At 72.4% G+C, this 12,083-nt stretch carries 9 protein-coding genes; 5 read left to right on the top strand and 4 right to left on the bottom strand.

Translation table 11 applies throughout. The features are described from left to right. Positions 1–54: 54 nt before the first annotated feature. Complete coding sequence (locus I8N68_RS31705; protein WP_200216791.1) at positions 55–732, bottom strand: hypothetical protein; 678 nt, start codon at positions 730–732, stop codon at positions 55–57. Positions 733–801: 69 nt separating this feature from the next. Between I8N68_RS31705 and I8N68_RS31700 the strand changes: the two genes are divergently transcribed. Genes I8N68_RS31700 through I8N68_RS31690 form a run of 3 tightly spaced genes read left to right on the top strand, consistent with a single transcriptional unit; the run spans position 802 to position 5,155 of the window. After that, complete coding sequence (locus tag I8N68_RS31700; protein WP_200216790.1) at positions 802–3,420, top strand: valine--tRNA ligase; 2,619 nt, start codon at positions 802–804, stop codon at positions 3,418–3,420. After that, positions 3,417–4,751, top strand: a complete 1,335-nt coding sequence (locus tag I8N68_RS31695; protein WP_200216789.1) for a bifunctional folylpolyglutamate synthase/dihydrofolate synthase — start codon at positions 3,417–3,419, stop codon at positions 4,749–4,751. The genes I8N68_RS31700 and I8N68_RS31695 overlap by 4 nt, the downstream gene beginning before the upstream one ends. Beyond that, positions 4,748–5,155: a DUF4233 domain-containing protein gene (locus I8N68_RS31690; protein WP_200216788.1), complete on the top strand. Its 408-nt coding sequence runs from the start codon at positions 4,748–4,750 to the stop codon at positions 5,153–5,155. The genes I8N68_RS31695 and I8N68_RS31690 overlap by 4 nt, the downstream gene beginning before the upstream one ends. 38 nt (positions 5,156–5,193) lie before the next feature. Here the strand turns inward: I8N68_RS31690 and I8N68_RS31685 are convergent, their stop codons facing one another. Continuing rightward, complete coding sequence (locus tag I8N68_RS31685; protein WP_200216787.1) at positions 5,194–6,450, bottom strand: VOC family protein; 1,257 nt, start codon at positions 6,448–6,450, stop codon at positions 5,194–5,196. A gap of 140 nt (positions 6,451–6,590) precedes the next feature. Between I8N68_RS31685 and ndk the strand changes: the two genes are divergently transcribed. Next, on the top strand, positions 6,591–7,016 hold the full coding sequence (gene ndk / locus I8N68_RS31680) for a nucleoside-diphosphate kinase (protein ID WP_200216786.1): 426 nt from the start codon (positions 6,591–6,593) through the stop codon (positions 7,014–7,016). Between the two features lie 49 nt (positions 7,017–7,065). Here the strand turns inward: ndk and sigJ are convergent, their stop codons facing one another. Continuing rightward, a complete protein-coding gene (gene sigJ, locus I8N68_RS31675) occupies positions 7,066–7,995 on the bottom strand; it encodes an RNA polymerase sigma factor SigJ (RefSeq protein WP_307813052.1) in 930 nt (309 codons plus the stop codon). Further along, positions 7,944–8,384 carry a carboxymuconolactone decarboxylase family protein gene (locus I8N68_RS31670; protein ID WP_200216785.1) on the bottom strand — a complete coding sequence of 147 codons (441 nt, stop codon included), beginning with the start codon at positions 8,382–8,384 and terminating at the stop codon, positions 7,944–7,946. Before I8N68_RS31670 ends, sigJ begins: the two co-directional genes overlap by 52 nt. A 439-nt stretch (positions 8,385–8,823) precedes the next feature. Between I8N68_RS31670 and ileS the strand changes: the two genes are divergently transcribed. Then, entirely contained in the window at positions 8,824–11,979 is a 3,156-nt protein-coding gene (ileS, locus tag I8N68_RS31665; RefSeq protein ID WP_200216784.1) for an isoleucine--tRNA ligase, read from the top strand. Positions 11,980–12,083 lie beyond the last annotated feature (104 nt).

Below are 12,083 nucleotides of genomic sequence, written 5' to 3'. Positions count from 1 at the left end.
TTCCAGGATCTGGTGAAAAGGGGGTACGCCGCCGGCGTACCCCCTTTTTGGCGTTCAGCGGGTCTGGATGCCCTCGCGGAGCTGGCGGAACAGGCCGGCGGAATCGTCGACGGAACGCCCCGGGAACATCGCCATCACCACGCTGCCGTGGTCGGCCCACCCGCAGATCGCGAAGTCGCCGCCGTCTCCGCTGGTCGTACCGCATTTCATCACGCCCCCCAGCCGGCCGGCGTCCACCTCGCGCAGGCCGGTGACCTTGCCGGTGGCGTCGGCCATCAGGCCGAACAGGCTGTCCAGGTCCCGCTCCGGCTGCCAGAGCAGCGTCGTGCCACCGAAGACGAGCACCGCCCGCTTGGCGTCCGCAGGATCGCTGTAGACGGTGCCGAAGCTGCGGTCCAGGTCGATGTCGGCGGCGAAGCCGCTGCGCAGGTAGTCCGCCGTGCTGCGAGCCCGCTCGGTGTCGTCGCGGGTCAGCCCGGCCACCTTCACGGGAGTGGACAGTTCGGTGTCCTTCTGCTGCAGCACCCGCCAGCCGCCGGCGCCGAGCGCCCCCAGCCCGGCCAGCCCGGCCACGAGCGTCACGGCCAGCACCATTCGCCGGCGGCGGGAGGGCGTACCGCGCTCGGGGTCGCCTTCCGGGTCGCGGCGGCTCAGCTGGATCGGCTCGTCGCTCAGGTCGACCGGGTCGGGCCCGTCGCCGAGCGGACGCTCGGTGAGATGTGCATCGGACATGTCCGCCACCGTACGCGAACTGGAGGTGGCGCACGTCGGGTCCGCGGAAGCGCTCCGTAGACTTTCAGGGTGACCGAGAGACTGGATGCCCGACGCCCCGACGCCCCGACCCTTGCCGGCCAGTACCAGCCCGGCGAGGTAGAGCAGCGACGGTACGAGCAGTGGGTAGCCGCCGGCCACTTCCGGGCGTCGGCGGAGAGCGACAAGCCGCCCTTCACCATCGTCATCCCGCCGCCGAACGTCACCGGCTCGCTGCACATGGGGCACGCGTTCGAGCACACGCTGATGGACGCGCTGAACCGCCGCAAGCGGATGCAGGGGTTCGAGGCGCTCTGGCTGCCCGGCATGGACCACGCCGGCATCGCCACCCAGAACCTGGTCGAGCGGCAGCTCGCCGGCGAGGGCCTGTCCCGGCACGACCTGGGTCGCGAGAAGTTCGTCGAGCGGGTGTGGCAGTGGAAGGCCGAGTCCGGCGGCGCGATCCTCGGTCAGATGCGGCGCCTGGGCGACGCGGTGGACTGGGACCGCGAGCGCTTCACCATGGACGAGGGCCTGTCCCGGGCCGTCCAGACCATGTTCAAGAAGCTCTTCGACGACGGCCTGATCTACCGGGCCAACCGGATCATCAACTGGTGCCCGCGCTGCCTCACCGCGCTGTCGGACATCGAGGTCGAGCACACCGACGACGAGGGTGAGCTGATCTCGATCCGGTACAGCGACGACGTCGTGGTGGCCACCACCCGGGCCGAGACGATGCTCGGCGACACCGCGGTGGCCGTGCACCCGGACGACGAGCGGTACCGGCACCTGATCGGCACCGAGGTCGCCGTCCCGCTCACCGACCGGCGGATCCCGATCGTCGCCGACGAGCACGTCGACCCGAGCTTCGGCACCGGCATGGTGAAGGTGACCCCGGCGCACGACCCGAACGACTTCGAGATCGGCCAGCGGCACGACCTGCCGGCGCTGACGATCATGGACGAGCGCGGCATCATCACCGCGCCGGGCCCGTTCGAGGGCCTGGACCGGTACGAGGCCCGCCCGGCGATCGTGGCCGCGCTGCGCGAGCAGGGGCTGATCGTGGCCGAGAAGCGGCCGTACGTGCACGCGGTGGGGCACTGCTCGCGGTGCAAGACCACCGTCGAGCCGCGGCTGTCGCTGCAGTGGTTCGTCAACACCGCCCCGCTGGCGAAGGCGGCCGGCGACGCCGTGCGCGACGGCCGGGTGAAGATCGAGCCGGCCGAGCTGGCCAAGCGCTACTTCGCCTGGGTCGACAACATGCACGATTGGTGCATCTCCCGGCAGCTCTGGTGGGGCCACCGCATCCCGGTCTGGTACGGCCCGGACGGCGAGATCGTCTGTGTCGGCCCGGACGAGCAGCCGCCGACCGGGGCGGGCTGGCGGCAGGACGAGGACGTCCTGGACACCTGGTTCTCCAGCGGGCTGTGGCCGTTCTCCACCCTCGGCTGGCCGGAGCGGACGCCTGACCTGGCGAAGTTCTACCCGACCAGCGTGCTGGTCACCGGGTACGACATCCTCTTCTTCTGGGTCGCCCGGATGATGATGTTCGGCCTGTACGCGATGGACGGCAAGCAGCCGTTCGACGTGGTGGCCCTGCACGGCATGGTCCGGGACGAGCACGGCAAGAAGATGTCGAAGTCGTTCGGCAACGTGGTCGACCCGCTGGACTGGATCGACCAATTCGGTGCCGACGCCACCCGGTTCACCCTCGCCCGCGGCGCCAACCCGGGCCAGGACGTGCCGGTCAGCGAGGAGTGGTGCCAGGGCTCCCGGAACTTCTGCAACAAGCTCTGGAACGCGACCCGGTTCGCGCTGCTCAACGGCGCGCACACCGAGGGCCCGCTGCCCCACGCGGCCGAGCTGTCGACCGTCGACCGGTGGATCCTGTCCCGGCTGGCGCACGTCACCGCCGAGGTGGACGAGCAGTTCGAGGCGTACGAGTTCGCGAAGGTGTGCGACCTGCTGTACCACTTCGCCTGGGACGACGTCTGCGACTGGTACGTGGAGCTGAGCAAGCCGGTGCTCGCCGAGGGCGGGCCGGCGGCCGACGCCACCCGCCGGGTGCTCGGGCACGTGCTGGACCAGCTGCTGCGGCTGCTGCACCCGGTGATCCCGTTCGTCACCGAGGAGCTGTGGACGGCGCTGACCGGCGGGGAGACCGTGATGATGGCCGCCTGGCCGGTCGCCGACCGTACGCTGGTCGACGACGCCGCGGAGGGTGAGATCGGCACCCTCCAGCGGGTGGTGACCGAGATCCGGCGGTTCCGCTCGGACCAGGGGCTGCGCCCCACCCAGCGGGTCGCGGCCCGGCTCGACGGCCTGGCGCCGGCGGGCATCGCCGCGCACGAGCCGCTGATCCGCTCGCTGGTCCGGTTGGACGCCCCCGGTGGCGACTTCCAGGCCAGCGCGACGCTCGCCATGCCGGGGGAGGTCAGCGTCGCGCTGGACACCCGCGGTTCGATCGACGTGGCCGCCGAGCGGGCCCGGCTCACCAAGGACCGGGCGGCCGCCGATAAGGAGGCCGCGCAGGCGCGGGCGAAGCTGGACAACCCGGCGTTCGTCGGGAAGGCCCCGGAGCCGGTGGTCGCGAAGATCCGCGAGCGGCTCGCCGTGGCCGAGGCCGACCTGATCCGGATCGACGCTGCCCTGGAGGCGCTGCCCTCGTGACCGACCGTACCGAATTCGCCGCCGTCGACGCCGCGCTGTCCGCGCGCGGCTTCACCCGCATGCACTTCGAGCTCGACCGCATCGAGAGCCTGCTCGACCTGCTGGGCAGCCCGCAGCGGGCGTACCCGTCGATCCACCTGACCGGGACCAACGGGAAGACCTCCACCGCCCGGATGATCGACTCGTTGCTGCGGGCGTTCGGCCTGCACACCGGGCGGTACACCAGCCCGCACCTGGAGACGGTGCGGGAGCGGATCAGCCTGGACGGGGAGCCGGTCAGCGAGGAACGCTTCGTGGCGATGTACCGCGAGGTGGAGCCGCTGGCCGAGCTGGTCGACCAGCGTTCCGCGGAGCCGCTGACCTACTTCGACATGACCACCGCGCTGGCGTTCGCCACGTTCGCCGACGCGCCGGTCGACGTCGCGGTGGTCGAGGTGGGGCTGGGCGGCGCCGAGGACGCCACCAACGTGATCCAGGCCGGGGTGGCCGTGCTCACCCCGATCGGGCTGGACCACACCGAGTGGCTCGGCGACACCATCGAGGACATCGCGCTGCACAAGGCCGGCATCATCCACTCCGGCGCCACCGTCATCTGCGCCGCGCAGGAGGAGGAGGCCGCCCGGCCGATCCTGGAGCGCTGCGCCGAGGTGGGTGCCACCGTCGCCCGGGAGGGCACGGAGTTCGGCGTGCTGCGCCGGGCGGTCGCCGTCGGCGGCCAGGTGCTCAGCATCCAGGGCCTCGGCGGGGTCTACGACGAGGTCTTCCTCCCGTTGCACGGCGCTCATCAGGCACAGAACGCGGCCGTGGCGCTCGCCGCCGTCGAGGCGTTCCTGGGCGCCGGCGCCCGGCGGCAGCTCGACATCGAGGCCGTCCGGGAGGGCTTCGCCGCGACCAGCTCACCCGGCCGGCTGGAGAAGGTCCGCACCGCCCCGACGGTGCTGCTCGACGGCGCGCACAACCCGCACGGGATGGCCGCCACGGTCGCCGCGCTCCAGGAGGAGTTCGCGTTCAGCAAGCTGGTCGGCGTGCTCGCCGTGCTCGGCGACAAGGACGCGGCCAGCCTGCTGGAGCTGCTGGAGCCGGTGCTCGACTCGCTGGTGGTGACCGGCAACAGCTCGCCGCGCGCGATGCCGGTCGAGGAGCTCGCCGAGCTGGCCCGGGAGATCTTCGGAGCGGAGCGGGTGGAGGTCGCCGAGGAGATGCCGGACGCCATCGAGGCGGCCATCGCCGAGGCCGAGTCCGAGGTGCCCGGCGAGCTGTCCGGCGTCGGCGTGCTGATCACCGGGTCGGTGGTGACCGTGGCCGACGCCCGCCGGCTGTTGAAGCGATGACCGGTCCGGTGGAGGAGCGGCCGGGTGCCGCCGACGGGCCGGACTCCGGACCCGCGTCGGGGGAGCGGCGGTCCGGCCTGCGGAATCCGGAGAAGGCGGTACGCGGCCTCGGTGCCGGCGCGCTGGCCCTCGAGGCGCTGGTGCTGCTGCTCGCGATCCAGCCGATCCGCGTGCTCGGCGGGGACCTCAGTGGCGCGGCCATCGCGGCGATCGTCGGGTTGGCCGTGGCCTGCGTGGTGCTCGCCGGTCGGATGGGGCGGGCCTGGGCCTGGAACGCGGGCACCGTCCTGCAGGGCCTGCTCCTGCTCTCCGGGCTGCTGCACTGGTCACTGTTCGGGCTGGGCATCATCTTCGCCCTGGTGTGGGCGTACGCCCTGCACGTCCGCCGGGTCATCCTGGGCTGAGGCGGTGGGCCAGGCCCCGGGCGGGACCGGCCCGATCGTCAGGCGTCGGTGAGCGTGCGCCACTGGGTGAGGGCGATGCCGTGACCGTCCGGGTCCCGGAACGCCGCCGCCCACACCTCCAGCTTGGCGCCCCGGTTGACCACCCGGGGGGCGTACGTGAAGCGGACCCCGGAGCCGCGCAGCCGCTCGTACGCGGCCTGGATGTCGTCGACCTCGAGGTTGACGTGGACCAGCCGACGACTGATCGGGGCGGCCCCGGTGACCTCCCGCAGCACGAGGCGGGTGGCGCCGGAGGCGAGCACGGCGTTGCCCGAACCGCGGTCCACCTCGTCGAAGCCCAGATCCCGGTAGAACGTCAGCGACCGGGTCAGGTCGGTGACCAGCAGGGTGATGCCGATGCCGCTGATCGGGGCGGCCACCTCGGCGGGCTCGTCGCCCGGGTACCCGAAAATCGCCTCGTCCAGCTCCTCTGCCGTCGGCGGCACGTCCGTCGGCGCCGGGTCGTCCAGCGGCACGTCGATCGGATCCACCGGCACTGTCGCGTCGAACTGCTCCTCGGCGGGCGGGCGGGGCGCGGGGGTGGTGGCGCGGCGGGGCAGCGGACCGGTCGTCGGCTGCTCGACCACCGTGCCCTCCAGCACCACCGGGCCGCCGGGGCGCTGGTGCACCACCACCGGCTCGCGCTCCTCGGGCAGCACGGTGACGTCGTCGAGCAGCGGGTCCGGGGCCGGCGGGAAGTCGTCGCGGAAGTCGTCCTCCGGGGCGCGGTCGGCCCACGGCGGGGCCTCCTGGACGATCAGCACCTCGTCGACCGGCTCGGGGTCGGCGTACTCCGGCGGCAGGTCCGCCGTCGCGGCGGCCGTCTCGGCGTGGGTGGGTACCTCGTCCCAGAGGACGCGGACGTGCCGCTGGTCGTCCAGGGCGACCCGGATGGGCAGCGGCTGGCCCAGGGACGGCCACTTGGCGACCGGCACCCGGGGCTCGATGATCTTCTTGGAGCGGGGCGGCAGCCCCGGGGCGTCGATCACCAGCTGGAGCTCGCACCGGCCGAACGCGTACTGGGTGGGGGGCTCGGAGGCGCTGTGCACGTGCCCCACGCCGACCACCCAGGTGCGCCCGCCGCCGCGGACGGTGGCCAGCGCGACCGCGAGCACCAGCAGCGCGACGCCGAGGGCCACGATCGCCCAGCTGGTCATCCCCAGGCCGAACAGCACGACGAAGGTCGCCACGGTGCCCAGCACCGCGGCGATCAGCTTGCGTACCGGTGCGATGGGCCGGTTCCCGCCGTTCGCCACAGTGGACCTCCCAGGGGTCTAGGGCCAGGCTAGGCCGAAGCGGTGACCGAGGGAAGCGGCCGCCGCGCCGGCGCCGGGACCGGGTCGCTAGGCTGACCGTACCCAGCCCGACCGCCTTCCGCGCACAGGAGGAACCCAGCGTGTCCAGCAGCAGCCCGGACGAGCGCACGCTCGTACTGATCAAGCCGGACGCGGTCCGCCGTGGCCTGGTGGGCGAGATCGTGTCCCGCTTCGAGCGCAAGGGCCTGCGGATCGACGCGATGGTGACCCGCACGATGCACGCCGACTTCGCCGACCAGCACTACGCCGAGCACGTCGACAAGCCGTTCTACCCGCCGCTGAAGGCGTTCATGACCAGCGGCCCGCTGGTCGCCCTGGTGCTCTCCGGCGACCAGGTGATCGAGGTGGTCCGGGCCATGATCGGCAGCACCGACGGCCGCAAGGCCGCCGCCGGCACCATCCGTGGCGACCTCTCCCTGTCCAACCGGGAGAACCTGGTGCACGCCTCCGACTCGCCCGACAGCGCGAAGCGCGAGATCGCCCTCTGGTTCCCCGAGCTGGGCTGAGTCACCGGCGGCCCCGCTCCCGGACCGGGATCGGGGCCGTTCCGTGTCCTCACCCGGGCAGTCGGGACAGCTTCGCCGGGTTGCCGACCAGGTAGAAATCGGTGATCCGGCCGCCGGCCGCGGCCACGGTGAGCGTGTACCGGGCCCCGTCGGACCAGCGGATCACCAGCGCGGGGCCACCGTTCAACTCGGCCGGCGTCGCCTCGATCCGGCGCGGCCGGCCGTAGATGCCGACGAAGAATCGGGCCACCCGGTCCGCGCCGCGCACCGGGTTACGCGCCGCGCGGGCCACCCCGCCGCCGTCCGTCCAGGCGACCGCGTCGGACGCCACCAGCCCGGTCAGCCGGGGCAGGTCGCCGTCGCGGGCGGCGGCCAGGAAGGCGTCCAGCAGCCGCCGCTGCTCGGCCGGGTCGGCGGTGAACCGCCGCCGGTCGTCGGCGATCCGGGCGGCCGCCCGGTGGTGCAGCTGCCGGCAGTGGGCCGCCGACCGGTCCAGGATCTCCGCTATCTCCGCGTACGGCAGGGCGAATGCGGTGTGCAGCACGTAGACCGCGCGCTCCGGCGGGGTGAGCCGCTCCATCAGGTGCAGCAGCGCGATGGAGACCGAGTCCCGCAGCTCGGCGCTGTCCAGCGGGCCGAACGGGGACGCCGCGGTCGGCACCGGCTCGGGCAGCCACGGCCCGACGTACGTCTCCCGGGCGGCCTGCCGGGCGCGCAGCCGGTCCACTGCCAGCCGGGTCACCACCCGGGACAGGTACCGGCGCGGCTCGGCGACCGACTCCCGGTCGGCGCCGAGCCAGCGCAGGTACGCCTCCTGGAGCACGTCCTCCGCGTCGTGCAGGCTGCCCAGCAGCCGGTACGCCAGGCCGAGCAGCATCGGCCGGTGCGCGGTGAGCGCACCGGCCGCCTGCGCCGCCGAGGTGTCCGTCAGGCCTCCGTCGGCGGTTGGGTCCGGCTGGTCACCGCGATCCGGTTCCACACGTTGATTGTGGCGATCGCGATGACCAGGTCGGCCAGTTCCTTCTCCGACCACACCTTGGCGGCGGCGTCCCAGACCTCGTCCGGCACGCCATGCTCGCCGAGCCGGGTGACCGCGTCGGTCAGCGCCAGCGCGGTCCGCTCCCGCTCGTCGAAGAAGGGCGCCTCCCGCCAGGCGGCGACCGCGAAGAGCCGCCGGCTGGACTCGCCCGCGGCGAGCGCCTCGGCACTGTGCATGTCCACGCAGAATGCGCACCCGTTGAGCATCGACGCCCGCAGCTTCACCAACTCCAGCACGGTGTGGTCGACGTTCGCCCGGGCGTACTTCTCCAGCCCGAGCACCGCCTGGTACGCCTGCGGCGCCACGGCCGCCATGTCGATTCGACTCATCTGAGCCTCCCCTGTCCGCTAGCAGCTACGCCAGGACGACGGGACAGGGCAGCCGTGGCGTGACAGCCCGACCTGTGACCGTCACCACCTCACAGGGTGTCGGGGGAGACCGCGATGACCTCGGGGTGGTCGGTGGAATGCGTCAACGCGCCCGAGCCGATACTCGGCGGCGGAGCGCCCGCCCGGTCGAGTAGGCTTGGCGGCACACAGGCGACGACCCGGCCATCACCGGCGAGCCTCCGGAAGAACAGCCGGGCGACCGGCTTAGTAGAACCGGACGGGACGGCCCGTCACAGCCGGCCAACGAGCGGGCGGTCGCACCTTGACCGCCAAGCGGGGTGGTACCGCGGGTCGCTCGGGCACGCCGTCGAGGCGTACCCGGATCGGCTCGTCCTCGCAGACCACAGATGAGTGAGCTGCGCGAGGAGAGCGACCCCCGATGGCCTATCCGTTGCACGACCCGACCGCCGCCGGCGTCCCGGCGAGCCCGGACCTGCCCGCGGTCGAGCGCCGGGTCCTGGAGCACTGGACGGCCGACAAGACCTTCGAGGCGTCCGTCGAGGCCCGCCCCGCCGGCATCGACGGCAAGAACGAGTACGTCTTCTACGACGGCCCGCCCTTCGCCAACGGCCTGCCGCACTACGGTCACCTCTTCACCGGCTACGTCAAGGACGTGGTGCCGCGCTACCAGACCATGCGCGGCCGGCACGTCGAGCGGCGCTTCGGCTGGGACTGCCACGGCCTACCCGCCGAGGTGGTCGCCGAGAAGCAGCTCGGCATCACCAGCAAGGCGGAGATCCTCGACCTGGGCGTGGCCCGGTTCAACGAGGCCTGCCGCACCTCGGTGCTGGAGTTCACCCAGGACTGGGAGCGGTACGTCACCCGGCAGGCCCGCTGGGTCGACTTCGCCAACGACTACAAGACCCTCGACCTGGACTACATGGAAAGCGTCATGTGGGCCTTCAAGACCCTGCACGACAAGGGTCTGGTCTACGAGGGCTTCCGGGTGCTCGCGTACTGCTGGCGCTGCGAGACGCCGCTGTCGAACACCGAGACCCGGATGGACGACGTTTACAAGGACCGGCACGACCCGACGCTGTCGGTCTGGTTCGGGCTCACCCCGGACGAGAGCGCCCCGGAGCTGGTCCGCGGGCCGGTCAAGCTGGGCGTCTGGACCACCACGCCGTGGACCCTGCCGTCGAATCTGGCGCTCGCCGTCGGTCCGGACATCGAGTACGCGGTGCTGGAGCGCGACGGACAGCGGTACCTGGTCGGCGCGGCACGGCTGGCCGCGTACGCCAAGGAGCTGGAGGGGTACGAGCAGGTCGGCACCGTGCGCGGCGCGGACCTGGTCGGGCGCCGCTACACCCCGCTCTACGACTTCCTGGTCGAGCAGGCCGGGGAGAACGCGTACCAGGTGCTCGGCGCGGACTTCGTCACCACCGAGGACGGCACCGGGATCGTCCACCTGGCCCCGGCCTTCGGCGAGGACGACCAGAACGTCTGCAACGCCGCCGGCATCCCCACCATCGTCACGGTGGACGACCACACCCGGTTCACCGCGCTGGTGCCGCCGTATCAGGGCGAGCAGGTCTTCGACGTCAACAAGCCGGTGATCCGGGAGCTCAAGGAGCGGGGGGTGGTGTTCAGGCAGGACACCTACACCCACTCGTACCCGCACTGCTGGCGCTGCGACACGCCGCTGGTCTACAAGGCGGTCTCCTCGTGGTTCGTCGCGGTGACGAAGTTCAAGGACCGGATGGTCGAGCTGAACCAGCAGATCAACTGGACCCCGGGGCACATCAAGGACGGCTCGTTCGGCAAGTGGCTGGCCAACGCCCGCGACTGGTCGATCAGCCGGAACCGGTTCTGGGGCTCGCCGATCCCGGCGTGGCGCTCCGACGACCCGAACTATCCCCGGCTGGACGTGTACGGGTCGCTGGCCGACATCGAGCGGGACTTCGGCGTCCGCCTGACCGACCTGCACCGGCCGGCGGTGGACGAGCTGGTCCGCCCCAACCCGGACGATCCGACCGGGAAGTCGATGATGCGCCGGGTGCCGGAGGTGCTGGACTGCTGGTTCGAGTCCGGCTCGATGCCGTTCGCCCAGGTGCACTACCCGTTCGAGAACGCGGACTGGTTCGAGCACCACTACCCGGGCGACTTCATCGTCGAGTACATCGGACAGACCCGCGGCTGGTTCTACACCATGCATGTGCTGGCCACCGCGCTGTTCGACCGGCCGGCGTTCCGCAACTGCCTCAGCCACGGCATCCTGCTCGGCTCCGACGGGCGCAAGATGTCCAAGAGCCTGCGCAACTACCCCGACGTGTACCACGTCTTCGACGCGTACGGGTCGGACGCGATGCGCTGGATGCTGATGTCCTCACCGGTGCTGCGCGGCGGTGACATGGCGGTCACCGAGGCGGGCATCCGGGACGCCGTCCGGCAGGTGCTGCTGCCGCTGTGGAACGTCTGGTACTTCTTCTCCCTCTACGCCAACGCCGACGGCTACCAGGCGCGTCGCCGCACGGACTCGACCCACCTGCTCGACCGGTACGTGCTGGCGAAGACGAACGAGCTGGTGGCGACGGTCCAGGGGCAGATGGAGGCGTACGACATCTCCGGCGCCTGCGCCACCGTCCGGTCCTACCTGGACGCGCTGACCAACTGGTACGTGCGCCGCTCCCGGGACCGGTTCTGGTCGGGTGACGCCGAGGCGTTCGACACGCTGTCGACGGTGCTGGAGACGCTCTGCCGGGTGGTGGCGCCGCTGGCGCCGCTGACCGCGGAGGAGATCTGGCGCGGCCTCACCGGCGAGCGGTCGGTGCACCTGACCGACTGGCCGGCGGCGGAGGAGTTCCCGGCCGACCACGAGCTGGTGTCCGCGATGGACAACGTGCGCGCGGTCGCCTCGGCGGCGCTGTCGCTGCGCAAGGCGAAGGGGCTGCGGGTCCGGCTGCCGCTGTCGAAGCTCACCGTGGCCTCGCCGGTCGCCGACCAGCTCCGGCCCTTCGCCGACCTGGTCGCCGACGAGGTCAACGTGAAGGAGGTGGAGTTCTCCCAGGAGGTGTCCGCGTACTGCCAGCAGGTGCTGACCGTGGTGCCCCGGGCGCTCGGCCCCCGGGTCGGCAAGCAGGTCCAGCAGGTGATCAAGGCGGTCAAGGCGGGGGAGTGGGAGCTTCACGACGGCGCCCCGGTCGCCGCCGGGGTCACCCTCGCCGAGGGCGAGTACGAGCTGCGGCTGGTCGCCGCCGACGCGGAGCACTCCGCGCCGCTGCCCGGCGGTGAGGGCGTGGTCGTGCTGGACACCGAGGTCACCCCGGAGTTGGCCGCCGAGGGGCTGGCGCGGGACGTGGTCCGGGTGGTGCAGCAGGCCCGCCGGAACGCCGACCTGGACGTCTCGGACCGGATCGTGGTGTCGCTGTCGGCCTCCGAGGAGGTCCGGGCGGCGGTGGCCGCGTACACCGACTTCGTGGCCCGGGAGGTGCTGGCCGACACCCTCGACTTCGCCGACGGGATCGACGGCCCGGACGGCTTCGCCGGCGAGGTCGGCGAGGGCGAGCGGGTGACGGTGGTCGTCCGGCGGGTATGACTGGTGACGGGGTGGTGGGGCCCCCGGCGGGGGGGGCGGGGCCCCCCCCCCCCCCCCGGGACCCCCCCCCCCCCCCCCCGCCCCCGCCGGCCACCTGCCCCCCA

The organism is Micromonospora coerulea (assembly GCF_016598485.1).
Taxonomy (GTDB): domain Bacteria; phylum Actinomycetota; class Actinomycetes; order Mycobacteriales; family Micromonosporaceae; genus Micromonospora; species Micromonospora coerulea.
The sequence above is the reverse complement of the archived record's forward strand: the minus strand, read 5'-3'. Positions and strand labels throughout refer to the sequence as shown.